This window comes from Akkermansia muciniphila, assembly GCF_040616545.1.
GTDB classification, from domain to species: domain Bacteria; phylum Verrucomicrobiota; class Verrucomicrobiia; order Verrucomicrobiales; family Akkermansiaceae; genus Akkermansia; species Akkermansia muciniphila_E.
Window position 1 is genome coordinate 2,600,097 of the sequence record NZ_CP156688.1, and the last position, 24,908, is coordinate 2,625,004.

General features: G+C 60.3%; 18 protein-coding genes. 9 read left to right on the plus strand and 9 right to left on the minus strand.

The annotated features are described in order from the left end of the window. Nucleotides 1-5: 5 nt before the first annotated feature. Nucleotides 6-2,750, minus strand: coding sequence for a tetratricopeptide repeat protein (locus ABGM91_RS10520; RefSeq protein ID WP_354832164.1), 2,745 nt, complete (start codon nucleotides 2,748-2,750; stop codon nucleotides 6-8). A gap of 116 nt (nucleotides 2,751-2,866) precedes the next feature. On the opposite strand from ABGM91_RS10520, the gene pepT reads away from it, so the two are divergent. From pepT to ABGM91_RS10540, 4 genes are all read left to right on the plus strand, one after another. Beyond that, nucleotides 2,867-4,129, plus strand: a complete 1,263-nt coding sequence (gene pepT / locus ABGM91_RS10525) for a peptidase T (protein ID WP_354832166.1) — start codon at nucleotides 2,867-2,869, stop codon at nucleotides 4,127-4,129. Between the two features lie 201 nt (nucleotides 4,130-4,330). Continuing rightward, nucleotides 4,331-5,755 (plus strand): adenylosuccinate lyase, encoded by a 1,425-nt coding sequence (gene purB / locus ABGM91_RS10530; protein WP_215429582.1) that lies wholly within the window; start codon nucleotides 4,331-4,333, stop codon nucleotides 5,753-5,755. Nucleotides 5,756-5,980: 225 nt separating this feature from the next. Continuing rightward, a complete protein-coding gene (locus ABGM91_RS10535; protein ID WP_354832168.1) occupies nucleotides 5,981-6,436 on the plus strand; it encodes a YbjN domain-containing protein in 456 nt (151 codons plus the stop codon). 27 nt (nucleotides 6,437-6,463) lie between these two features. Then, nucleotides 6,464-7,573, plus strand: coding sequence for an HlyD family efflux transporter periplasmic adaptor subunit (locus tag ABGM91_RS10540; protein WP_354832169.1), 1,110 nt, complete (start codon nucleotides 6,464-6,466; stop codon nucleotides 7,571-7,573). A gap of 143 nt (nucleotides 7,574-7,716) precedes the next feature. Here the strand turns inward: ABGM91_RS10540 and ABGM91_RS10545 are convergent, their stop codons facing one another. Then, nucleotides 7,717-9,762, minus strand: coding sequence for a hypothetical protein (locus ABGM91_RS10545; protein ID WP_354832171.1), 2,046 nt, complete (start codon nucleotides 9,760-9,762; stop codon nucleotides 7,717-7,719). A gap of 105 nt (nucleotides 9,763-9,867) precedes the next feature. Next, nucleotides 9,868-12,702 carry a DNA polymerase I gene (polA, locus tag ABGM91_RS10550; protein ID WP_354832173.1) on the minus strand — a complete coding sequence of 945 codons (2,835 nt, stop codon included), beginning with the start codon at nucleotides 12,700-12,702 and terminating at the stop codon, nucleotides 9,868-9,870. A gap of 247 nt (nucleotides 12,703-12,949) precedes the next feature. On the opposite strand from polA, the gene ABGM91_RS10555 reads away from it, so the two are divergent. The 4 genes from ABGM91_RS10555 (at nucleotide 12,950) to ABGM91_RS10570 (ending at nucleotide 16,139) form a co-directional block, all read left to right on the plus strand. Next, nucleotides 12,950-13,471 carry a phosphoribosyltransferase family protein gene (locus tag ABGM91_RS10555; protein ID WP_354832175.1) on the plus strand — a complete coding sequence of 174 codons (522 nt, stop codon included), beginning with the start codon at nucleotides 12,950-12,952 and terminating at the stop codon, nucleotides 13,469-13,471. Between the two features lie 105 nt (nucleotides 13,472-13,576). After that, nucleotides 13,577-14,008: a hypothetical protein gene (locus tag ABGM91_RS10560; RefSeq protein ID WP_290565888.1), complete on the plus strand. Its 432-nt coding sequence runs from the start codon at nucleotides 13,577-13,579 to the stop codon at nucleotides 14,006-14,008. Between the two features lie 480 nt (nucleotides 14,009-14,488). Beyond that, nucleotides 14,489-15,124, plus strand: a complete 636-nt coding sequence (locus tag ABGM91_RS10565) for an N-acetyltransferase family protein (protein ID WP_354832177.1) — start codon at nucleotides 14,489-14,491, stop codon at nucleotides 15,122-15,124. Nucleotides 15,125-15,185: 61 nt separating this feature from the next. Beyond that, on the plus strand, nucleotides 15,186-16,139 hold the full coding sequence (locus ABGM91_RS10570) for an acyltransferase family protein (protein WP_354832179.1): 954 nt from the start codon (nucleotides 15,186-15,188) through the stop codon (nucleotides 16,137-16,139). Nucleotides 16,140-16,197: 58 nt separating this feature from the next. On the opposite strand, the gene ABGM91_RS10575 is transcribed toward ABGM91_RS10570, so the two are convergent. The 5 genes from ABGM91_RS10575 to ABGM91_RS10595 all read right to left on the minus strand — a co-directional run bounded on the left by ABGM91_RS10575 (nucleotide 16,198) and on the right by ABGM91_RS10595 (nucleotide 22,171). Beyond that, nucleotides 16,198-18,246: a sulfatase-like hydrolase/transferase gene (locus ABGM91_RS10575; protein WP_354832181.1), complete on the minus strand. Its 2,049-nt coding sequence runs from the start codon at nucleotides 18,244-18,246 to the stop codon at nucleotides 16,198-16,200. Nucleotides 18,247-18,267: 21 nt separating this feature from the next. Beyond that, nucleotides 18,268-20,238 carry a family 20 glycosylhydrolase gene (locus ABGM91_RS10580; protein ID WP_354832183.1) on the minus strand — a complete coding sequence of 657 codons (1,971 nt, stop codon included), beginning with the start codon at nucleotides 20,236-20,238 and terminating at the stop codon, nucleotides 18,268-18,270. A gap of 77 nt (nucleotides 20,239-20,315) precedes the next feature. Continuing rightward, nucleotides 20,316-21,068: a PEP-CTERM sorting domain-containing protein gene (locus ABGM91_RS10585; protein WP_354832185.1), complete on the minus strand. Its 753-nt coding sequence runs from the start codon at nucleotides 21,066-21,068 to the stop codon at nucleotides 20,316-20,318. A 352-nt stretch (nucleotides 21,069-21,420) separates the two neighbouring features. Next, complete coding sequence (locus tag ABGM91_RS10590; RefSeq protein ID WP_354832187.1) at nucleotides 21,421-21,864, minus strand: DciA family protein; 444 nt, start codon at nucleotides 21,862-21,864, stop codon at nucleotides 21,421-21,423. Nucleotides 21,865-21,937: 73 nt separating this feature from the next. Continuing rightward, nucleotides 21,938-22,171 (minus strand): ferredoxin, encoded by a 234-nt coding sequence (locus ABGM91_RS10595; protein WP_215429550.1) that lies wholly within the window; start codon nucleotides 22,169-22,171, stop codon nucleotides 21,938-21,940. A 135-nt stretch (nucleotides 22,172-22,306) separates the two neighbouring features. Between ABGM91_RS10595 and lnt the strand changes: the two genes are divergently transcribed. Continuing rightward, nucleotides 22,307-24,190 (plus strand): apolipoprotein N-acyltransferase, encoded by a 1,884-nt coding sequence (gene lnt, locus ABGM91_RS10600; RefSeq protein ID WP_354832189.1) that lies wholly within the window; start codon nucleotides 22,307-22,309, stop codon nucleotides 24,188-24,190. On the opposite strand, the gene ABGM91_RS10605 is transcribed toward lnt, so the two are convergent. Next, nucleotides 24,163-24,906: a phosphodiester glycosidase family protein gene (locus ABGM91_RS10605; RefSeq protein WP_354832191.1), complete on the minus strand. Its 744-nt coding sequence runs from the start codon at nucleotides 24,904-24,906 to the stop codon at nucleotides 24,163-24,165. The genes lnt and ABGM91_RS10605 overlap by 28 nt on opposite strands. Nucleotides 24,907-24,908: the final 2 nt, after the last annotated feature.

Here is a 24,908-nt window from a genome sequence, read left to right on the forward strand (position 1 = left end):
GGGCGTCAGGAGCCGATGCGGAAGCGGCTTCTCCTGCGCGGCGGTTCCTGTTTTTCCGGCCTGGGCTGTTCCGCAGCGGCGGTCGCGGCCTCCGCCTGCGGCTGTGTGGGAATAGCCGCGGAGCCTGTTTCCCGGACCTGGGTTTCCAGGGAGGCGGCCGCGGTTTCCGGACGGTGGCTGACGACGACCTGCTTGGGGCCCGCAGACGGTTTTTCCACGGCATTGGGGTCTTCCGCCACGCTGGCGGGCACCTCATGGCCGTCATGGGGAATGTCCGCCGGATTACTCACAGCCGCCAGCTGCATGCCCTGTTCATTTGCGGCGCCCGCGGGGGCGTTGCCGGGAGCCGTTTTTTTGACGGGGAGGGTGGTGGCGCCGGTGATGGCCAGTTCCAGATCGGAATCCGGCAGTCCGCCGCAGCGGATGGCGGCATCATAGCTCTTGCGCGCCTGCGCCGTGCGGCCCAGGCGGGAATAAGTCCAGGCCAGGTTGAAATGGGCGTCTGATGATTCCGGCTGGATTTTCAGGGCGTTTTCAAAGTGGCCCACCGCTTTTTCATAATTGCCGGCGCTGGTTTCCAGGTTGCCCAGGTAAAGCAGGGCCGGGGCGTTGGCCGGGTCCAGACGGACGGTTTCCGTCAGGGAGGCGATGGCATGCTGGTCCTGTCCGGAGCGGTACTGGGCCACGCCCATCATGAACCACGCGGGAGAGGAGGATGCGTCCAGCTCTGTGGCCTTTTTCAGGTATTCTATGGCTTCCTCCGCCTTGTTGCGCTGGAGCAGGATGGTGCCCAGGTTGACCAGGGCCGGAACGTGGGCCGGCTGGAAGTCCAGCAGGGTGCGGTAAAGCTGTTCTGCGGCGGCGTAACGCTTTTTGGCGAAGGCTTCCGCGGCGCCCTGTCCCAGGGCCTCCGCTTCCAGCTTTCTGCGCACGGTGGTTTCCATGCTCCGGTTCAGCGTTTTTTCCTGGTCCGGCGTGATGGCTCCGGCGGAAATGGCGGCCAGGCGCGCCTGCTCCGCAAACCGGGTTTTCAGCTCATCCATCTGCCGGGTAAGTTCCTCCACCTGGAGGTTTTTCTGTTCCAGGGCCTTCTGGGTGCGGGCCAGGGTTTCCGCCTGGGCCTTGTCATTTTTGGCGGACTTGGCCGCCTTGGTCTTCGGCTGGGTGCGCGCCTGCTCCAGGTCCTTTGCCAGCTGGGCGGCCTTGTCCCGTTCTGCGGACAGAGCCAGGGCCAGCTTGTTGATTTTTTCCTTCTGCTGGTCCGTCAGGGGGATGTTGATCTTGTTGTCGCTGGCGATGGCGTTGACAATCTGCTTTTCCGCCGGAGTGAGCTTGATGGCCTCTTCATTGTCCATCAGGGCGGCTATTTCCGCCGTTTCCGGGTTCTCCTGGTGCAGCCGCTTATATGTGCTGATGAGGAGGGAGCGGCTCTGGTCCTGCACGGAAAGGATGCGGAGCTGCTTGGCTATGGTGGAGCGCAGCAACTGGTTTTCTTCCAGCAGCAGGGGGCTTTTGTCCGGATTGGCTTCCAGCTTGGAAAGCTCCACGTCCGCATTGATCAGTTTGGTATTCAGCTCCGTGATGCGCTTGCGGTAGCCAATGTTTTCATCCCGGATGGCAATGAGCTTCTGCTTCAGGTCCGCGGATTCGCCGCGCGCCTCCTCCAGGGCTTTCAGGTTGGCCTTCCGCTGTTCTTCCGAGTCCGACTTGGCCGTCTCCAGGGCGCTTATTTTATTCTGCGCGTCCTTGAGCAGGGCCGCCAGCGTCAGGTTGCGGTCCAGCAGGTTCTTGGTTTTATCCGGGCTGTTGAGTTCCACCAGGGCGGCGAGCTGGTCGCGTTCCTTCTTGAGGGCGTTCCTGTCATCCGTGACCTGGGCCAGCTTGTCCTGATGCTCCTTGAGCTGAAGCTGCAAAGAGGCTATCTGCTCCAGGTACTGGGTTTTTTCCCGGCTCAGGGTGGCGACAGTCAGTTCCAGTTCATCCACGCGCTTGGTAAGGGTCTTGAGAAGCTTGTTGCTGGTCTTCCTCTCGTCGTCCATCTGCTTTTTGACCTTGAGCAGCTCATCGCGGTAGACGGATTCTCCGGCGGACGCAACGGCCAGTTTTGCCAGAATGTCCTCCTGTTCCTTTCGGGTGCGCTTGAGCGCCTGGACCAGGGCCTTGTTCTCCATGGTGGTTTTGTCCAGCAGCCTGCGGATGCGCTCGTAATTGCTTTCCACTACTTCCGGGGCCGCGCCCGGGGCAACGGAGGAGGACGGAATGGTGTTGACCAGGGGCTCGCCGGGGCGGTTGGGGAATTCCACTCCCTTGTAGCCGGGGGGAAGGGCAATATTGGGCCTGGGGCGCGGCGCGCGGGCCGGGCGTTCCAGTTCCAGCCCGGGGCCGGAGGGCGCGGCGGCGGCCTGCCGCTGGGCCAGTTTCTGCCACTTGTCCAGATTCTCCCTGTTGAGCTGGCGGCGCGTCTGGAGCATGTTGGGCTTCCATTGGGGGTATTCCTTCACCAGGCGGCCGAATTTTTCTTCCGCCTGCTGCGTCAGGCGGATAGCCCCTATGTAGTCCCGTTTTTCCACCAGGTCCGCGGCTCTGGTCACCAGCTTTAACGCTTCCAGATACATGTCCGCAGGATCCTGCCTGGCCCCGGCGGAGACGGGCATGGGACCCGGCACATAAGTGCCCTGGGCCAGAAGGGGCAGGGCGCCGCAGGTCAGGGACAAAGCCAGGGTAATGCCAAGAGGGAGAGGAGTCATCATGGGGAGAAGCTTTGTTTACATACTGTAAACCATCCTGAATCGCAAGGATAAACCGTGTCTTGTGCTTGTGTTCGCGGGGGCGGGTGCTAGACTCCTTCCAATCCTTGATTTTCCTGATGAATATCTCCGTTTTAGACCGTTTTTTGAAGTATGTTTCCGTAGATTCCCAGTCTGATGCGGATTCCGCCGCCGTTCCGTCCACGCCCGGCCAGACGGCCCTGGCCCGGATGCTGGTTGCGGAACTGGAGGAACTGGGGGCGCACGCGGAACTGGACGGGGCTTCCGGCATCGTGTACGCCTCCATCCCGTCCAACGTGGACGGGCAGGTGCCCGTCATCGGCTGGGTGGCCCATGTGGACACGGCCCCGGGCGTCTCCGGCAGCGGCGTAAAGCCCCGCATCGTGCACTCCTATGACGGCGGAGACATTATTCTGGACCGGGAACAGGGAATCGTGCTTTCCCCGTCCGTTTTTCCGGAATTGGGCAGGTATGCCGGCCAGGACCTGGTGGTGACGGACGGGAACACCCTGCTGGGCGCGGACGACAAGGCGGGAGTGGCGGAGATCATGGACATGGCCGCCTCCTTCCTGCTGCATCCGGAACGCCCTCACGGAGAAATCCGGATCGCCTTCACGCCGGATGAGGAAATAGGCCGCGGCGCGGACTCGTTTGACGTGGCGCGCTTCGGCGCGGATTTTGCCTATACCGTGGACGGGGGAGCCTTGGGGGAAATTGAGTACGAGAATTTCAATGCGGCCTCCGCCGTGGTGACGGTGCGGGGCGCCGGCATCCACCCGGGCAGCGCCAAGGGCCGGATGCTGAACGCGTGCCTGGTTCTCATGGAATTCCAGGGGATGCTCCCCGTGTTCCAGAACCCGGCCTTTACGGAAGGTTATGAAGGCTTCTACCATCTGGACTCCCTCCGCGGGGATGTGGAGCAGGCAACCGGGGAATACCTGATCCGGGACCACGGCAGGGAGGAATTTGAACGCAAGAAGGAATTCATGCGGGAGTGCGCGGCCCTGCTGAACCGGAAATACGGGGAGGGAACGGTACGGGTGGAGGTAAAGGATTCCTATTACAACATGAAGGAAAAAATCCTCCCCCACATGCACCTGGTGGAACACGCCCGCAGGGCCATGGAGGCCGTGGGCGTGCAGCCGGAAATCATTCCGGTGCGGGGCGGCACGGACGGCGCCCGGCTTTCCTTCATGGGGCTGCCGTGTCCCAACCTGTGCGCCGGAGGCCATAACTTCCACGGAAGGCATGAATACGTTCCGGTCCAGTCCCTGGAGAAAATTTCCGCCATCCTTCAGGAAATCGTTTCCGGATACGCCAGGTACGGGCTGGAGCCCCCGGCGCGGGAAAAACAGGAATAACGGGGAGCTTTTCCCGCAGAAGCCCGGTTCCCCGGCCTTTGGGAAAGAACCCCGTAAAGAGGCGGTTTTTCCGCCCGTTGCCGGGAATGAACCGTAAAACCCGGAAGCCTCCTGAAAGGGGAAAGTGCTTGCTTTTTTCCCTTTCGTCACGATCATGGCGGTCCACCGTTTTTTATAACCCCCGCATACACACATTTTGATATGAGCGTGATTCCCAATGTCCTGGCTGAAAGGTACGCATCCTCCGCCATGAAATCCATCTGGTCCGCAGAGGGCCGCATCATTCTGGAACGCGAATTCTGGATTGCCGTGATGAAGGCCCAGAAGGATTTGGGGCTGGATATTCCGGACGGCGTGATTGAGGCCTATGAACGGGTGAAGGACCAGGTGAACCTGCCCGCCATTGACGCCCGCGAACGCGTCACGCGCCACGACGTGAAGGCGCGCATTGAAGAATTCTGCGAGCTGGCCGGGTGCGAACACATCCACAAGGGCATGACCTCCCGCGACCTGACGGAAAACGTGGAACAGCTTCAGATCTGGAAGTCCATGCAGATCATCCGTGACAAGGCCGTGGCCGTGCTGAACCGCATGAGCGCCCTGTCCGAACAGTGGAAGCACGTAACCATTGCCGGGCGCACGCATAACGTGGCCGCGCAGACCACCACCATGGGCAAGCGCGTGGCCATGTTCGGGGAAGACATCGTGCACGGCCTGGGAACCTGGATTTCCCTGATGGACCGTTACAGCGTCCGCGGGCTGAAAGGCGCCGTGGGCACCCAGCTTGACCAGCTCTCCCTCTTCGGGAAGGATGCCGCCCGCGTCCTGGAACTGGAGGACCGCGTGTGCGCCCACCTGGGCATCCCCTCCAAGTGGATGAACGTGGGGCAGGTATATCCCCGCTCCCTGGACTTCTCCGTGGTTTCCGGCCTGGTGGAGCTGACCTCCGGCTGCTCCTCCTTTGCCAAGACCCTGCGCCTGATGGCCGGCCATGAACTGGCTACGGAAGGCTTTGCCAAGGGGCAGACCGGGTCCAGCGCCATGCCGCACAAGATGAACGCCCGCTCCTGCGAACGCGTCAACGGCTTCCACGTCATCCTGAAAGGCTACCTGATGATGGTCTCCGGCCTGGCTGGGGAGCAGTGGAACGAGGGAGACGTATCCTGCTCCGTGGTGCGCCGCGTGGTGATGCCTGATTCCTTCTATGCCGCGGACGGCCTGTTTGAAACCTTCCTGACCGTCCTGAACCAGATGGGCGTGTATGAAGCCGTGGTGGCCGCGGAACTGCGCCGCTACCTGCCTTTCCTGATGACCACCACCATCCTGATGGAGGCCGTCAAGCGCGGCATTGGCCGTGAAACCGCCCATGAGGTCATCAAGGAGCACGCCGTAGCCGTCTCCAACGACCTGCGGGCCGGAAAGATCATGGAAAACAACCTGCTGGACCGCCTGGCGGCAGACGGCCGCCTGGGCATCGGCAGGGAGGCTCTCCAGGACATCTTTGACTCCAACTCCTCTGCCACGGGCATGGCCGACGCCCAGGTGGAGGCATTCCAGGCCATGGTGCGGGAGCTGACGGGCAGGTTCCCGGACGGCGCCTGCTACATGCCGGGAGACATCCTGTAAGCGAACGCCGGAAGAAGGCGTGCGCTGCGGCACCCATTGTATTTTCAGACGCCGTCCATCCGGGCGGCGTCTGTTTTCATGCCGGATGCGTACATTCTTTTTCAATTTCTTTGCGTCAGGAGAGCTTGACGAATCAGAAGGTTGCCAGTAAGCTTGAATCCAGTAAACGGGCGCGTACGTTGCATGCGCCTTTGCAAGCAACCCTCCTGTTAACCAATTTTCAATATGGAAAACCAGCAGCTCAGCCTTTTGGACCGTGTGTACACCGTTCTCAGAAAGAGAGGGGAAGAAACGGAATGGATCACTTCCGCAGACAACCTCAATCTCAGAACGGGCATCGCGTTCGTCCCCTGTGATACGTTCACGCCCGTGAGCCTCCTGTACACGATGATTGATCATCCGGAGACGCTGGTCATTGACGTGCTTTTCGCCGCCAAGGTGCCTGAACACCGCCGTGTGGAAGTCAGCATCATCCTCAGTGAACTGAATGCGGACCAGACGGCAGGCGCCTTCCAGCTGGACCCCGACAGCGGATACGTCTACTACCGCCAGTCCTTCGTTCTGGAAGGCATGGACCTTACGGAAGCCCAGTTTGCCCAGTTGATGAAGAACATTGAAACCGTGGCTGTGGAAACGGCGGAAGCCTACTCCCACATCATGGAGACGGAATACCCCAAATAACGGGCCGCGTTCCCCCCGGAGCTGTTCATGAGCGAGGCCCCTCACAAAAAGGGAACATCATGGTCCATAGGCATCGGCCTGGGGATCGTCGCCCTCTTGATCGGCACGGCCATTATCACGGACCCGTCTTTCTCCTCCTCCGGAGAAAGGGACAAGGCCTCCTCCGCCGGAACGGCGGAACCCCTGCATTTGCAGGAAAATGTCCTGACCATTTCCGCGCCCGGCGTGGTGAAGGCCTCCCACCTGACCATGCTTTCTCCCGGTGTTTCCGGAAAAGTGGACAAGGTGCACCCCCTCTTTAACGCGGGGGAAATCATCCTGAAGGGAACCCCCCTGCTGGAGCTGGAAAAATTTGAATACCGCGCCCGGCTGGCGAATGCCCAAGCGGAACTGGAACAGGCTCGCCTGGACGTCTCCACGGAACAGGCGGAAGCCCTGAAAGCCATTAAAAAGACGTACAGCTCCGTCTCCAAAAGCGGCAAGGAATCCGAGCTGGTGCTCCGGGTGCCGCAGCGCCGGGCCGTGAACGCGCGGCTGAACGCTGCGGAGGCGTACGTGGCTGAGGCGGAGCAGGCCCTCCGGGATACGGTGCTGGAAGCCCCCTATACCTGCCAGGTAGTGGAATGTTCCGTAGGCGCCGGGGCCCGCGTAGTTGCCGGGCAACCCGTGGGAAAGGTGATCCCCCTTCAGGAGCGGATGATACGCGTCCCCGTGCCGCTGGAAGAATTTTCCGCGCTGCCCAGGGATGAGCAGGGTAAAATCAATACGGCCCTGACCGCCTCCTGCGTGCTGAACAACGGCAAACGCCTGCAATGGCTGGGCCACGTGACGGCGGTAGACTCCGCGCTGGATTCCGAACGCAACTCCGCCGTGCTGATCGCCTCCCTGGAGCCTAACGGCTCCCACGTTTCCGAATGGCAGGTGGCCCCCGTCAACATGGCCCTTCAGGTGAATATCAACGTTCACGTTCCCGCCTCCGTATGGATTCCCTCCCAGGCCGTCCGGGATGGGAGCTCCATCCGGGTGAAAACCCCGGAAGGCGTGCAGGAGCGCAAGGTGCACGTGGTGGCGCTGAAGGACGGCAAATCCCTGGTCACCATCCCGGAATTTCAGGAAGGGGACGCCCTGGTGCTTTAAAGCTCGCGGGAGGATTTCTTCACTCCCTTCACCCGGAAAAGCCGTTCTTTCAACACGTTTTCCGTCACCGGAGCCAGCCCGTAAAAAACCATGCCGGCCGGAGGGGAAGGCATGGTATTCCATTCATGGGGGCTTCCCATGTGTCAGCGTCCGTCCGTTCTCATGTCAAACACCAGCACCTCAAAGGGCTGGAGCTCCACGCTCACGGGCTTGCCCTGTTCCAGTTTCAGCGTCTTGACGCGCTGGTCCGGGTAGGAGGCTTTCATGGAGAAAACAGCGGGCTGCCCTGGAACGGGCTCAAAGACGGTCCCGGCATCCAGCTCAATCGACCGTGGCCTGTCGTCCGGATTGCGGAGGGCCAGCGTGCAGCCCCGCGGGCTCCAGGCCGCGTAACCGTAAGGTTCCAGTTGGTCCGGATTGCCGCCCACCCAGTGCGCGTCCGCCAGAACGTCCTGGAAGCGCCGCGCCCAGCGTGCCCCCGCCGCTACGTCATCCCATGCCTTTTTGTCCATCATGGCAGGGGTAAGGTAAAGCTCCTGAAGATTGGCTCCGGAACCAAAATAAATGCGGGCGTCGTTTTTAAGGTCCCTGTTATCCTGTTTCCCGTCCTGCCCCTTGCTGACGCGCTCCGCCTGGAACTTGGTGCCCAGCACCATGCCATGGTGCATGATGGAGTTCAGCGGGTAAAGGGGACCCGGCTTGACAATGACGTTGTAGCAGGCGCCGTCACGGAACGTGATCCACTGTTCACGGTCATTTCCCTTGCCGGTCCAGCCCACGTCCGCCGTGCCGCTGCGCCAGGTGGAATCCACATGGTTGAGCCAGAAGGGGGAGGGCCAGGTACCCACCGTCGTATTAATGAACAGGCGGGGATTTTCCCGGCGAAGCTCGCTGGCGATGGAAAGAAGGGCCATGAAATGGGGGCTGATGCCGTCCCCGGCCTTGTCCCATTTGAAATATGTCACCTTGTCTTTCTTCATCAGGTCGGAACAGCGTTTTTTGAACCACTCGTAATACTTGGGGAAGGAGAGGTCGAACCCCGCGGCGTCCGCGGGCAGAATGCCTTTTTCCTTGGCGTGCTGCACCCGCTTTTCCGGGCCAAAATACCCGCCCAGCGGGGAAATCCAGATGCCGAACCCGGAGGGAATCCGCCCCACCGCCTTGACCACAGGTCCAAATCCGTGCGGAAATTTTTTGGTGGATGGCTGCCAGAGGTCTTCATTCACGTCGTCCCACCCGTCATCCAGGACAAAGCCGTCCAGCTTCACCTGGCGGGAACCCAGCTCCTTCCTGTATTCTCCGGCGGTCTTGACGAGCGTTTCCTCCGTAGGGTCCAGGCCGTCGTCATACCAGCCGTTATAATGCAGGAACTGGTGGTAGGGCGCGGCCCGCTCCCGTTCCAGATAATAAAGAAAGCCGCGGCGCAGCTGGTTTTCCGGCCATACGCCCAGCACCGTGGTGAAAGTCTGGGCGCTTCCCGGCCCCATGGGCAGGTTGCAGTCAAACCCTACGGTCCCCGTTCCGCCGCTAACATGCGCCCTGGCTACGGGAAGTTCTATGCCGGCAAACGTGCCCTCCTTCCCGCTGACCAGGGGGCTGCCGGGTACGGAGCCCTTCACGGCCAGGGCGGGGTCCTTCAAATCAATCAGCTGGATTTTCTTCAAATCCACCTCTCTGGACGCTTCAATCCTGTAGGTTTCCTTGACGTAGGAGGAACCTTCCCTCAATTCCGCCTTCCAATAAACCGTGAGCCCGCTCTGCTTGTCCCTGAAGACGGCGGAAATCACCGCCCCCTCCAGCCGTTCCCCCAGCCGGGGACTCGCGGCGCGGCCTTTCAGCGCGCTGATGGTGGGCGTTCCCTCCATCACAAACCGGGAGGAGGGGAGGTTGTAGCCTTCCTTCTCCGTGGAAAGACGGAACAACTCCGGAGCCTGTCCGCCGGAAGCGTCGTTCTTCTCTCCCTTGCCATCCCGTTCCCGGTTCACGATCCCCAGGGGAACCAGCCTGCTGCCGGAAACCTTCCATGAGGCAGTCAGCACCTTGTTGCTCAAGGTGTAAACATCTCCCTCCCGATGGGCGGCGGGAGCTCCGGGGGCCGTTCCCGGATAGATGACGGACGCGGCGGCGTCTTGAAGGCAAACGCAGGAACAGGCCGCCAGGGCAATCACGGGAAGGGATGATACATGCATGATGTGAAAACTTCCACCATCTGAAAGCATCCGTCAATTTAAAAATACGGGAGGAACGGAGAAGACCCGGCGGCATCTCCGTTCCCCCTGGACCGGGCAAATGGGTCAGTGGGCTTCCAGCCAGTTGCTCCCCGTTCTGGCCTCCACCAGGATGGGGACGCCGTTGGGGAGGGGCAGGGCGCCGATCATGGCCTCCTCAATCTTGGGGATGAGGTCCGTTTCATCCTTGTGCAGGTCCACCAGCAATTCATCGTGAATCTGGAGGATCAGCCGGGACCTGGTTCCCTCCAGCAATTTGTTCACATGGATCATGGCTATCTTGATCATGTCCGCCGCGGTGCCCTGGATGGGGGTGTTGATGGCGGTGCGCTCCGCGGCTGACTTGATGGTCTTGTTGGCGGAATTGATTTCCGGAATCATCCTCCTGCGGCCCAGCAGCGTTTCCGCGTAACCGGTCTTTTCCGCCTTGTGCACCAGGTTCTCCATGAAAGACTTGACCACCGGGAACTGGGTGAAGTAATTTTCAATCAGGGTGGCGGCCTCACTGCGGGAGCATCCCAGCCGCTGGGAAAGGCCGAAGGCGGAAATGCCGTAAATGATGCCGAAGTTCACCGTCTTGGCCGCGCGGCGCATGGTCACCTCCACCTCGTCGCGGGAAATGCCGTACACCCTGGCCGCGGTTTCCGTGTGAATGTCCCTGCCGGCCTGGAACGCCTCGCACATGGCGGGGTCTCCGGAAAGCGCCGCCATGATGCGCAGCTCAATCTGGGAATAGTCCGCGGAAAGCATGGTGTACTCATCAGAGGCGGGGACGAAGGCCGTGCGGATCAGGCGCCCCTGTTCCGTCCTTACCGGAATATTCTGCAAGTTGGGGTCCTGGGAAGCCAGCCGCCCGGTGGTGGTCAGCATCTGGTGGAACTGGGTGTGGATGCGGCCGTCCCGCGGGCAGATGTACTTGGGCAGCGTGTCCAGGTACGTGCTTTTCAGCTTCATGTTCTCCCGGTAGGCCAGGATATCCGCCACAATGGGGTGGCCGGGAGCCAGGGCGGAGAGGGTGTCTTCATCCGTCACGAACTGGCCCGTCCGCGTCTTCTTGGGCTTCTTCACCAGCTCCAGCTCCCCGAACAGGAAATCTCCGAGCTGCTTGGGGGAATTCAGGTTGAGGGGGTGGCCCGCGGCTTCTTCAATCCTCTCCCGCAGGCCGTCAATGATGGCGCCCACCTTCACGGAAGCCTTTTCCAGGGACTCCGGAAGCACGCGTATTCCGGTAAACTCCATATCCGCCAGCACGGGCAGCAGGGGCAGTTCCACCGTGCGGAAGAGCTCCTGCATGCCGCTCTCCTTCACCTGCTTTTTCAGGATGCCGGAAAGCTGGAGGGTAATATCCGCGTCCTCCGCGGAATACTTGCCCATGACTTCCACGGAAATGCCGCTGGTATCCAGTTCCCGCTTCCTGGCTCCCGGCGCGGCGATGTCCTTCAGCTTGATGGTGGAATATTGCAGGAAGCTCTCCGCCAGAAGGTCCAGGTCATGCTTCATGCCGGGGGCGATCAGGGCATGGGCCAGCATCGTGTCAAAAAAGGGCCCCTTCACCCGGATGCCGTTGGCGCGCAGGATTTCCAAGTCAAACTTCAGGTGGTGGCCGATCTTTTCCGCAGTGCCTTCCAGAAGCGGCCTCACCGCTTCCAGAGCCTCCGGACCGGAAACGGGCAGGTACCATGCCTTGCGCGGTTCCGCGCAGAAGGCGATTCCCCGCAGCTCGTCCGTCAGGGGATTCTGGCCCGTGGCCTCCGCCTTGAAACACCAGGAATCATGCTTCTCCAGTTCCACCGCCATGGCGGCGCGGGCTTCCGCCGTATCCGCAATAAGGTATTCATGCTTGAAATCATCCGCCGTTTTCAGATGGCGTTCCTCAAACAAATCCATTTGGCCCGCTTCATGCTGCTGCCTGGGCTGGGCGGGAGCGGCAGGCGCTTCCGCCGCGGGCTCCGGCGTCCCGGCCGGAGCAAACAGATCATCCGCGGGGAGGGGGGCTTTTCTGGCCTCCGGGGCTTTTTTACCGAACAGCTTGGACTGCATGGCACGGAATTCCAGCTCCTGGAGAAGGGCCAGCAGGTCCTCCGGGCTCGGTTCCTTCTTCACCAGGTCAGGCAGGCTTACCGTCAGGGGCACTTCCCGGTCAATGGTGGCCAGTTGCTTGGAAAGGGTGGCCAGCGCGCCGTTCTCCTCCACCATCTGCCTGCGTTTCCCCTTCAGCTTGTCCGTGTTGGACAGCAGGTTTTCCACGGAACCGAACTCCCCGATCAGCAGCTTGGCCGTCTTTTCACCCACGCCGGGAATCCCCGGAATATTGTCGGAGCTGTCCCCCATCAGGGCCAGGATGTCAATCACCTGGTCCGCGCGTTCAATACCCCAGTTCTCTTTAAGCTTTTCCAGGTCAATCACCTCATGGTCATTGCCCCGCTTGCCGGGACGCCACAGGAAGCAGGTGGGGGAAATGAGCTGCCCCAGGTCCTTGTCCTGGGAGACCATGTAGGTCTGGAACTCCTTTGTCTCGTCCGCCAGGCGCGCCAGCGTGCCTATCGTATCGTCCGCCTCATATCCCTCATAACGCAGGATGGGAATATTCATGGCCTCCAGAAGCCGGAAAATCAGCGGCATCTGCGCGCTCAGATCCTCCGGCATGGATTCCCGGTTGGCCTTGTAGGCCGGGTAAAGCTGGTGGCGCTCCGTGGGAGCGGAAGTATCAAAGCAGGCCGCGATGTGCGTGGGCCGCTCATGCTCCAGAATGCCCAGCAGCGTATTGGCAAAGCCGTACACGGCGGACGTGTTGACTCCCTTGGAATTGCGGATGGGGTTGGAGAAAAAGGCAAAATGGGCTCTATAAGCCAGAGCCATTCCATCCAGAATAAAAAGGCGTTTGGAAGGGGAATCAGTCATTTCTGCCCCACTTTACCATGCGGTGCAGGGGGACGCTACCGTTAAATGCGCCCCCGTCCGCCACTTTCCGCAAACCCTGGACAACGCATAAAATTCATGGGCAAACTCCTGTAAGCGGAAAGCGGAAGAAACGGCCGCCGCCGCGTTCAGGCGGGAAGGGACCCATGCCGGAAGCGTTTCCGCCCGCCAATCATTCTTCTTCCAAGGTTGATTTCCATGTCCGGGGCGTTATCATTCCTCCGCTTCCATGACTTACACCATCACTCCCTTGATTGGGGAGCAGGCCATCAATGACCGCGTCAAGGAACTGGCCGCTTCCATTGACGCCGACATGGCGGGGCGGAACTACGTCCTGCTCCTGTTGTTGAAAGGCGCCCTTCCTTTCGCGACCCTGCTGACGGGGCATTTGAAATCCCGTCCTGCGGTGAAAGCCGTCAAAGTCACCAGCTATGCGGGAATGGCGGCCTCCGGCTCCATTGTCTGGGAGGGTGACTGCGGTTCCTTCCATCCGGAGGAACCCGTTCTGGTGGTGGACGACGTGCTGGACACGGGTGCCACGCTTGCTGAAGTCTGCCGGGAATTGAAAAACAGGGGCGTGAAGCGGGTGCTCACCGCCGTGGCCGTGGACAAGCATTGCTGCCGCAAAGTGCCCTTTGAGGCTGATTACGTCGCTTTTACCTGGGGAAATGACTTCCTGGTGGGGTTCGGAATGGACCTGGACGGGCGTTACCGGGAATTGCCCTATATCGGAAAAGTGGACATGAATTGAAATAATCCCGTTTCAAATTGAACAACCTGCTGAATAAAAGTGTCCAAGTACGTTGGAGCGGTAGGATGATCCGCCGTCCCGCAAGCCGGAAAGGAGAACCAAGACATGAAAATCAACAGGGCAAGACAACAGGAAAGTGTGGCCGTCTTTGGCCATGAAACGTCCCTTATACGGGATGTTTTGGACAATCTGGAACTGGAACACGCGCTGACGTGGCTGCTGGAGGCCATCAGCGGCCACCAGTCCGGAGAAACGGATGACGAACCGTGGCATCTGTACCAGACCACGCTGTTCGCCATGTATGTGGATTATGACAACGGCATGGTGCGCATATCCGCCGCTCTGGCATGCCATGATGCGGACCTGGAAATGTCCCTGAAGGACTTTGTGGAGATATTGAGCCGGGAAGCCGCCAGGGAGGCGGACCCGCTCCACTATACCCCGGGCGCCCCCAGGAACTGCATCCACCGCTACCGCAACCCCTACTTCAAGCGCAGGCGGCAGGAACGGGAACCGGACACCGGTTTTTATTCCTGAACGCAGGCCCTGGTGCACGGGGCATCCTTTCCAATGGCCGGGTCCCGTCGGGAATCCGGCCGTTTTTTATGGGACGGGAATGCGGGGATTCCCGGTTGGACAGGAATGCGAGGCATAGGTCCGCAGGGGGAGATGAATCAGGCCCCTTGTTTCCGGCAAGGTGGCTGTGAAAAAATGCTGGGAAGGGCATGTTCCCGGGAATGGTCCTTCATCCGCCGGCTGGGAGCGGAGGCCTCCGGCCTTCGTCCAGGAAATTGTTCCGAAGCGGAGCGGAGGGAAATTTTCCTCTCCCCATTTTCATTGGGAATTTCCAAGGGGGGCAAGTCCCCTTGTTCCCAGCAGGAGGGCCATAGAAAAACATGGAAGAGGACCTATTCTCCGGCGCGGCTGGAAACAATCCATGGAGCGCCGCAAAAGTTGCGGTCTTCCGTCAATAGAAAGAGTGACAGAACGGCCCCGGCACGGTATGAAGAAAGGGCCATGGATACGTGCACGCCTTCACAGCCTCTTGCCGGACACAGGCACGGAATCAGCCTGCGGGCGGCAACGGAACGGGATGCGGAGGCGCTCCTGTCCATTTACGCGCCTTATGTGGCAGCTACGGCGGTTACCTTTGAATATGAAATTCCCTCCACGGAGGAATTTGCCGCACGGATCAGGCGCGTGCAGGAAAAATATCCCTGGCTGGTAGCGGAAGCGGACGGGAAAATTCTGGGATATGCCTATGCGGGCGCCTTTCATGAACGGGCGGCTTATGAGTGGGACGCGGAGCTTTCCGTCTATGTGGCTCCGGACAGAAAAAGACTGGGCATAGGCTCCAGGCTGTATGAAGCCCTGGAACTCATTCTGAAGGAGCAGGGAATCCTGAACCTGTACGCCTGCATTGCCTGTCCGGAGAAAGAGGATGAATACCTTGCCGCGGACAGCATCAGGTTTCATGAAAAGCTGGGTTTTCACATGGCGGGCAAATTCCACCGGTGCGGGTATAAATTCCACCGCTGGTACCACGTGGTCTGGATGGAAAAGCACCTCGGCCTTCATGTGGAGAACCCGCCCGGAGTCAAAAGCTTTGGAGAAATTGAACCCGCGGCCGGCAGGATACTGGAAGGATGCTAAAAAACGGACGGGCAATAAAAATAGTGCTTTTGCGGCACGGTTCGTCCAGAATGGCGCCGCCATGACCGCTCTCCCCGCCACCCCTGTCTTTCAGGGCCGTTTGCCCTGGGTGGAGATTGCGCGCCTGCTGGCCACGCTGGTGGTTGTCATGCAGCATATCCCTTCCGCGGGATTCCCTCCCAACCAATGGCTGATCGGGCCTGCGCTGGCGGTGTTTTTCCTGCTGGCGGGGTATTTTTCCGCGCCACGCCTGCTGGGGGCGGGCGCGGCCAAATGGACCGCCGGGCGGCTGATGTCCCTGCTGCGCCCGTACCTGTTCTGGTGTGCGGCCTACTGGCTGCTGGCGGGAATGCCCGTTTCTCCCGGCGCGCTGGCTTCCGTATTCGGCCTGGGGGCGTGCCCCATGCTCACCCCCATGTGGTTTTTGCGTGACCTGATGATATTCACGCTGGCCGCGTTTCTTCTTTCCAGGGTCCGCTGGGCTCTTTACACGCTGGGCCTGTTGTGCCTTTTCCTGAACCGGTGGGATGATTCCCTGGCATGGCCCAGCCCCTACATGTTCGGGGATTTTGTGCTCGGCCTCCTGCTGGCGTCTTCCGTGCCGGACTGCCTGAACCGCTGGGAAAAACTGCCCCTGGCCGTCCACGGCTCCATTCTGCTGGCCTGTGCTGCGCTGGTCTGGGCAAGCTGTACGGATACCTTCCCGGTTCCGGCCGCTGCTTTTTCAGGGCTGGCCGTGCTGGCCTTCCTGAGCTTCGGGATAGTGCTGAAAACCGTCAATTCAGGAGCGGCGCGGCGCATGGCAGAATGGGCCTCCGGCAGCTTCTTCGTGTATTGCTCCCATATCTTTGTGCTGATTGCCCTGACGGGCGTGGAAATGTGCTTCCCGTCTCCATGGCCCGCCTGGGCGTGGTGGTGCCTGGCGCCTGTGGTTTACATGCTGGCGCGTGGCGTTTATTTGTTCATCAAGCGGTATTTCCCGCGCGCCCTCATCCTGATGACCGGGGGGAAATGACTTCCGGGGCCGCAGGGGAAAAGCGGCGGGGAGGGAAGGCCGTCCCCGCATCACAGATTCAGGGGGCCGCCACGCGGAAGGCCCGGGCCGGAATGGCCTCTTTTTTGCCGCCTTCCTTCTGCCAGAAGAGGGTGGGAAGCTCGGAAAAGCCTTCCGTCTCCACCAGGAGGGGATGCCAGCCCTTTTCCAGCGGGATGGGTTTCCGGCCCGTTTGGTCAGGCGCGCCTTCCGTGGTATTTTCCCCCATGGAGGAGGATACCTCCGCGCCGGGCCTGTAGCCGTATTCCGCATCCAGCAGGTGAGCGTCGTGCAGCCTGACGAATGCCATGGCCCCCTTTTTGGCCGGAGTTTTCATGAAAAAGACGTATTTCCCCGTTTCCGGAACGTTCAGGTAAAGCACTCTTTTCATGCTGCCGCCCTTCCGGAGGACGCCCTGGGCGGATTGCGCCGTCAGGGGAACCAGTTTTCCGGGCATCTCCTCCTTCCTGAGGGCCGGAACGGGTTCTTCATCATAGGGCCGCTGGGCAAAGGTGCCGCGTTCCGGGTGGGTGTAATCGTAAATGCGCCGCATCCTCAGCACCCTGTCATGCATGACGGGCTGCATCTTTTTGCCTTCCGGCGTGTCTTTCAGGTCATGGCGTTCCGCCGGGTCCTTCGCGGTATCGTAAATCTCAAACGGGTCCGCATGGGACTGGATGTTGGTGCGCACCCCCTTGTATTTGCCAATGTAAACCATCTGTTCGTCACCACGGACGGCGTTCCTCCTGGACGGCAGGAAGTCCTTGTAGCCGGGCGTCGTCTTCTTGCTCTGGGACATCTTGGCGCTGTACTCCATGTACAGGCGGCTTTCCGGCTGGGCCCCCTTGTTCAGCAGAGTGGGGAGCAGGGAAACGCCGTCGCTGCGGAAGGGCGCCCTGACGCCGCCGATGGCGGCCAGCGTCGCCATCCAGTCGTGGAACTGGGACGGATGGTCGCTTACGGAACCGGCCGGAACGTGGCCGGGCCAGCGCACGATGGCAGGAACGCGGAAGCCGCCCTCCCACGCATCCTGCTTGATGCCGTCAAAAGGCCCGTAATTGCGGAAAAACTGCGGATTCTGGCCGCCCTCGTCATGGGGCCCGTTGTCGGACGTCATGATGATGACGGTGTTCTTGTCAATGTTCAGGTCCTTCAGGGTCTGGATGAGGTCTTCAAAAGAATCGCTCAGGCGAGCGATCATGGTGGCGTACCTCTTCTGCGCCATGGGCCATTTCTTGTCCGCATAGCGCGGATAGATGTAGGAGTTGATCTTGCCCTCCGCGGTGTTGACCAGTTTGTGGGGCTTCCCCAGCCACTGCACGCCGCCTTTCACGCCCCGGCCTTCCGGATACGGGCCGGTGGGTATTTGAAGCTGGGAGTGGGGGGCGATGTGGGTCAGCGCCAGAAAGAAGGGCTGGCGGGGATTCTGGCGGTTTGTGTCTATCATCCATTTTTTGGCGCGGGCCGTCAGCAGGTCCACGGAATAGGCCTTGTCGCAATCCGCCGTAATGCACTTGTCCCCGTCCCAGATGCCGCTTCTTTTGGTCGGAGAAATGGGATTGGGGTCTTCCTTGGGATAATGGTGGTGGCCGCTGACGTGGTCCAGGTAGCCGAAGTAATAGTCAAAGCCGCGTTTGGTGGGGTAGGCCGTGGATTCCTGCGGGGTGCCCGCATGCTCCCGGCCGCCGCCTATCCCCCATTTGCCGATGAGAGCCGTCCTGTACCCGGCGGACTGCATGACCGTGCCGAGGGTGGGGGCATTTTCAATGGGCAGGTCAAAGGACCTGTCCCGGATCACCTTGGCATGGCCCTGGTGCACGCCCGTGAACAGGGAGCCCCGGGCGGGGGCACAGAGCGGGGCGGAGGAATAATGGCGCGTCAGCGTCATTCCCTCTCTGGCCAGGGAGCGCAGGCCGGGGTTGTCCATGGCGGGAAGCCCCTCCTTCATGCGCTGGTCCTGGCAGGAGGGCAGATCCCCCCAGCCCATGTCATCCATCAGGATGAGAATGACATTGGGCCGCTGGGCGGCCGTGGCGAAAGGAACCGCCAGCAGAAAAGCCAGCAGGGGGAATAAATGTTTACTTCTCATGGCAACCGGAAAGCTGGAATCCTACTTTTCCCCCCTGGCCTTGACGTAATAGCTTGGATCGGCAACCCAGCGGTCTCCCGATTTTTTCACCGGAATGAAGCTGACTCCCCAGGACTGGAAGCTGCCCGTGTACGGCTGTTCAATCAGGATTTTATTTTCCCCGGCCTTTACCTGGAAGGGGACCGGAGGCCGTGCCCACCAGAATTCCTCATTGTCAAAGGATATTTCATTGGCAGGAGAATTCCAGGTGTGCTTTTCATAACGCCGCTGTCCTGCCAGCTTATAGGTCTGGGGGTTTTTCACTTCCTTGCCGTTCACCCATATCCTGGTGCCGCACTGGGACCACTCCCCGGCAGCTGGAACGCCGGAACAGCGCCGTGTGGAGCGGGCCGGAGCGTCAAAGCCTACCATGGCGTACATGGTGCCTGCCCTGGGCGCGTAAAAGGTCGTCTCCGCCCAGGCGGTATTGCCCGGCTTGGTCTTGGAGAACAGGCCTTCCGCTCCCGCACGCGTGCGGAAATACAGGTTGCCGCCGCGCGCCTGGATCTGCTCCACGCCCGCGGGGGATTTTGCGGCCAGCAGGCCGTTCCTCACTTCCTCCTGCCTGTCTTTCGGAACGGGGCCGGACACGGTCCATTCCACAAAGGAATCCCGCCAGTAGGGGAAGGGCTTGTTTCCGGCCAGGGCTTCCATGCGTTTTTCAAACAGGGAGAAGGCCTGATAGGCCTCCGTATCCTTTTCCGGCAATTTTCCGGCAAAGCGGGAGCCGTCCTCCGGAATGCCCTTCCAGCTGCGTTCCGCCATGGCGAACATGGCCGGCCACTGGGGACTCTGGATGGGGATGTTCTTCTTGTCCTCCACCCGGGTATCCGGCCACAGGCACTGGATGACGCCCAGGGAATGGTCGTCGCTCTTCGCCGTTCCGCAGGGCTGGCGGAAGAAATTCCTGCGCACCAGGATGCCGGGGTCAAAGGAATTGATGTAGCCTGCCGTGGAGTCAAAATAGGGATTCTTCTGCTTGGCGGGGTTCGGCAGGCCTACGGAATTCTCGTCATTCCACAACTGGGCGTAACTGTCACCGGAAACGGGCAGGTCGTTATTGCCCGCCCACTGGATGGGCTGGCGTCCCAAAGATTTGACCTTGGCCGCCATCCGGTCCGCAAACTGCTTCCCGTTGGGGATGTGGATTTCATCCGCGCCTATGTGGAGGTAGGGGGACATTTCCACCGGAATTTCCCGGCAGAATTCTTCCAGCAGTTCCTCCAGAATCTTGGCGCCCCTGGGGTCGTGCATCGGAAAGCCGAAGCAATTCTGGAAATAGGTGCTGTGCCCCGGCATGTCGATTTCCGGAATGATCTGGATGTGGCGCTTTTTGGCGTACCGGAACAGGTCCCGGATCTGGTCGTAGGTATAAGTGTCGTTGACGTCCCGCCCCTTGATCCTCTTGGAGGGATCATTTAAAACAGGGTACTTCTTGCACTGGATGCGCCATGCGGGGTAGTCCGTCAGGTGCCAGTGGAAGGCGTTTATCTTGAGCCGGGCCATCTCGTCAATGTCCGCCTTGAGCGTTTCAATGGGCCGGAAATTGCGGCCTACGTCGTGCATGAAGCAGCGGATGGCGAATGCCGGGCTGTCCTTGATGTCGCAGCACGGGTAATCCCCCTTGGCGCCCAGCTGGTCCAGCGTCCTGCGGGCATAAAAAACGCCTGCGTCGGCAGCCGCCCTGATCAGGATGCCGTTGGGGCGGATCTGGAGCTCGTAGCCTTCCTTGCCCAGCGTTTTAGCCAGGGCGGCGTTCTTTTTCACGGAAACGGGCGCTTTTTTAGGGCATGTTCCCGGTTTCCAGTCTACCTGGGCCGGGAAGGGGATGAGGGGCACCGGTGCGGCTTTTTCCTGCTGGAGGGGGTGCGGGGAAGTCCAGTCTCCGTAGGAAGAGGGGGAACAGAGCATCAGGCCTGATGCCAGCAAAAGGAGGGAGGATGCCAGTCGCATAATAGTAATACACTTAAATAAAAGCCTCTCTTTCATCAAACTTTAAATGGCGCGGAACACTGGTCTTTTCTGTTGTCTCACCTTCTTTTCCTTCTGAGGACGCAGACACCAAGCCCGAGCAGCGTGACGGCAGCGGAGGAAGGCTCCGGAACCAAAAGGCCCTCCATGCTGAAATTGCTCACGGCAAGCTCCTGGTAAGCGTAACTGGTATTAAGAACGCCGGTATTCATCACCAGGTAAAAGGTGGCTCCCCGGTCAAACAAGCTGCCGTACTCCTCTTTGGAAATCGTCCAGCCATAGGAATTGTTGCTGACATTCCCCGCCAGCCCGGAAATCGTGGACCCGGCCTGGAGAAGGGAATCTGCCTCTCCCCCCAGGCTGTACCAAAGGCTGAAATTCTGGGGCTGTCCCGTTCTGCTGGCGTCGTAAAGCCCTCCCGTATCAAAGGAAATCCTCAGGGCTTCATATCCGGCCAGGGTAGTTGCGGACACTTCATGGAATTTGACGGCGGTAAACCCTCCGCCTGCGCCGGTGGCGGAAACCAGGTTGGTAGTGCCGTCCGCCGTCACGGAAGCAAGCGTACCGGTATTGTTATTCCTGGTGCCGGAATACCATCCGGCGTCCAGGGCGCCAAGGACGGACTGCACGTTATTTGCGGAGGGCCCTCCATTCGCGATCAGAGCGCTTCCGGAGGAATAATTAATGCGGGTGACCGCGGTTTCCCCCATCTTCAGTTCCGGAATGATTCCGTCCAGGGAGCTCCATGTTTCCGCTCCGGATGCCGCCAGGGCTGCCGCTGTGGATAATGCCAGAAAGAAGGTCGTGTTCATCAGTATATTAAGTTGCTGCTGGAAAGGGAAAGGGCCGCGCCCGCCATGGCGCGTATTTCACTTGGTTCATGATGAAGCTACAGGATTTGTAATCCGCTAAAGAAACATTAACGGCAACAAAATGGTTAATTTACTGATTAAAAGATGATGATAAAAATATCCACCATTTATTTTCCTGCGACTTTCACCTTTGGGAAAGCCGCGGGAAACGGCGGGAAGGTCCTGACCGTAAATCAGGAAAGAAAAAAATCCGTTTGACAGCGGATTACAAATCCCGAACATGTTTCCAATCTCCGTTAACGCAATGAAGATCAGGAGATTGACAGGGTAGGGCGCCTGTCCGGAGGAAAAATTATCCTATCCGTATGCGGATGGAATGGACGGCATTCTTGCCGAACTGCTCCTTCAGTTTCCCCAGCAGGGCGCCCTGCCACTGCTGGAGGTGGTAGCGCATGGCGGGCTGGAGCACTTGCACGGTAGCCACTCCCTTGACGATGGACAGCAGGTTGGCCTGCTGGCCCAGGAAGGGCCCTGCGGCGGCCATCCAGCCTTTCCGGAGAAGTTCCGGATCCATCCCTTCTTCATCCAGGGGCAGTTTGGCGAGAATATCCCCCAGCAGGGACTCCGCCGTATGGAGATTCCGCGTCTCACTGGTTCCGGGGGAAACCTGGAACCAGTCCGCCAGCGCCTGCCGCACCTCCCGTTCGTCACGGGAAAGGTATTCATACCGGACAGGGGAGGCGTAGGGATCCGGACGGTCCCGGTCAGGGACGTATGGAGACTGCGGAAAAGGCATGAATATCAATTAAAAGCCCGGAGCGTTGAATGTCAACAGCCCCGGGCGGTTTGAAAAATAATATGAAATTATATTATTCGCCGTCGTCACCGATGGCTTCCACGGGGCAGCCTTCCATGGCTTCCACGCAGGCAGCCGTTTCTTCGTCGTTGTCAGGCTGCTTCTTGACGTAGGAGACGCCTTCGTCATCATCCCTGCCAAAGTTTTCCGGAGCCGTTTCACGGCAAAGGTCGCAGTCAATGCAGGAGCTGTCCACGTAAAACTTGCCGGGGACGTTAAGAGGTGTTTTTTCGTCGATATCTGCCATATGTGTGATGGGTTGTATGAACTGCTCCCACTATTTCCGCATTTGGCCGAATTTTGCAATCTTTTTTGTTGCAGGAATGAGTCAGCATAAGGAAGAATGCCGGCGTGCCTTTTCCGGAAAAGAAGGCTTTTTACCATGAACACCGCTTCCCCCTCCCCCCCCCGCCTCCTGCCCGTCTGGGCCGGGCTGCTGCTGGCCGCCCTTTCCGGCGTATTGACGGCCTGTTCCTTTATTCCCGTGGACTGGAGCGGCTGCGTCTGGATAGGCTTCCTGCCGCTGCTCACGGCGCTGTGGTACGGCCCCCGCCGGAAGGGGAGGAAAGGGGCCCTGGCTTATGCCCTGTACGGCTGGCTCTTCGGCGTGGCGTATTACGGCATCTCCTTCTGGTGGGTGAATGAGGTCAGCACGCTGGGCTACATTCCGCTGATGATTTTTTACGGGGGCCTGTTTCCCGGCGTCTGGGCACTGGTCATGGGCGTGTTCTTCCGCCCGGACGGCCAGCCCCTGCCGGATGCGCAGCAGACGGGAACGGACCGCCGGGCCGCCTGGAAAGCCTGGGCCATGGCGGACATGCTGCCCAGCGCCGCCGCCGCGCTGGGCGGAGCGGCCCTGTGGGTGTGCCTGGAATGGGTGCGGGGCTGGCTGATACCGGGCTTCGGCTGGAACAACCTGGGCGTGGCCCTGTACGGCAATCCCCTGGCCCAGTGGGCGGAATACACGGGGGTGACGGCCCTGGCCTTTATGCCGGTAGTCTTTTCCATCTGGCTGTGGCGCGTTTGCCGCCGGGCCGGAACCATGGTGGTGCATGAAGGCAGGCGCACGGTGCCCTGGGACTTCTTCTCCCTGGTCTCCGTCCTGCTGGTCATGTTTGTCGTGGGCGTGCTTTGGACGGCGCGCTACTCCCCCCACTCCTCCGCAGTTACCGGGAACGGCAAATGGACCGTTCCCGTCATGACCGTGCAGCTCAACCTGAGCCAGAAGGAAAAATGGGACGCCGCCAACAGGGGCGCCGTTTACAGGGCTTTGCTGGATACGACGGAGCAGGGATTGCTGGACCTTCAAGCCCGGACCCTGGAAGAGGCCGCCAGAAACGGGACGGAGGCCTCCCTGGACCTGCCGTCCTGGGTGATCTGGCCGGAGAGCTCTTTCCCCATCTCCACCTTTTACCGTGATTCCACAGGGGAGCTCTTTCCGGAACAGGACAACGTCAATTTCCTGAGCGCGGAGGAGGACTACGTGCAGGCCATCCGGAACAATCTGGGCAACTTCATCCTGCTCACGGGAACGGATGACATTTACCTTTCCGATGAAGGCCGCGTGGCACGGGCCTACAATTGCCTCACCGTGTTTGAGGGGGACTATTCCACGGCCAGGCCGCACGCCAAGGCCATGCTGGTCCCCTTCGGAGAATACATTCCCATGCGCGAAACCTTCCCGTTCCTGGAAAAGGCCTTTGAAGCTTCCGCCGGAACGGCCATGGGACTGAATTACACGCCGGGCGCCTCCACGGAGCCCGTTCCCGTTCCCATCCGGCCGGGAAGCTCCGTCACGGTGGGCGTCATCCCGCTGGTGTGCTTTGAGGACGTGGTGGGGGGCTGGGTGCGCCGCTTCGTGCGGCAGGGGCCCCAGCTGATGGTGAACGTCACCAATGACGGCTGGTTCAACCGCTCCAGCGCCAATGAACAGCATTGGCGCAATGCGGCGTTCCGGTGCATTGAACTGCGCCGCTCCATGGTCCGTGCCGCCAATACCGGTGTCAGCGTGGCCCTGGCGCCCAACGGCGCGGTCATTGCGGATTTGAGGGATTCCTCCGGTTCCCCGTTTACCCGGGGGGTGATGAACGCCACGCTGCCCGTAGGCTGTACGGAGATAACCCTGTACGCCCTGCTGGGGGACTGGGCCGTCCTGGCCTGTTTCCTGCTGTTTGCAGCTCTTCTCCTGCGCAGGATGAATAAGGGAAAGAGAAACGCCGGCCCCGTGAAGGACGGCGTTTACCGGCGCGGCGCTACGCCCAGGTAATTCCTGACCTGCTTGAATGCGGGGTAGGAAATGCCGGACTCATGGCACCAGAAGGCGGAGGAAGAGCCTCCGTCCAGGTTCAGCGCCGTCTTTACCCTGAAATCCCCCAGCGCTCCGGGAGAAGCCAGCCAGTCGGCCAGTTCCTTCAGCGTCAGTGAGGAGGAAACGCCTATGCACCATCGCTTGCCGCCGTCCGTGGCGATGAAGGTGCGGTAGGTGGACTTCTGCGCGTTAAGCCCCTTTACGGCTGAACCGTTCTCCACCAGAAAGGGGCCGCCCTGAATGGCCGCCTGCATGGCGGGCAGTTTTTTCATGCGTTTCAGCACGGAACTGCGGACAAGGGCCAGATCGCTTTTACCGTCCTCATAAACGACTCCGGAAACGACGAAGGAACCCGTGGCCAGCGGAGAAAGGCGCTTGCCGTCCTGGACGACGAGGCCCAGCGGGGTTCCCTCCGCGTCCGCGCCAAAGAATCCGCCGTTGACTCCGGCCACGCAGGGGCTTTTCCGCATGGCCTTGTCCAGGGAGCCGTACCTGGGAGCCCTGACGCTCCCTTCATCCCGCACCAGAAGGCGGTGCGTGCCGGACTGGAAAAAATAGACGTTCAGCTTGTCCCGCATGGACAGGAAGCCGTCTTTTCTGGTGAACACGCGGTGTTCCGCCTGGACCGTGCCGCAGAAGAATGAGAGGAGAAGGAGAAAACGCAGGAAAGGCATGG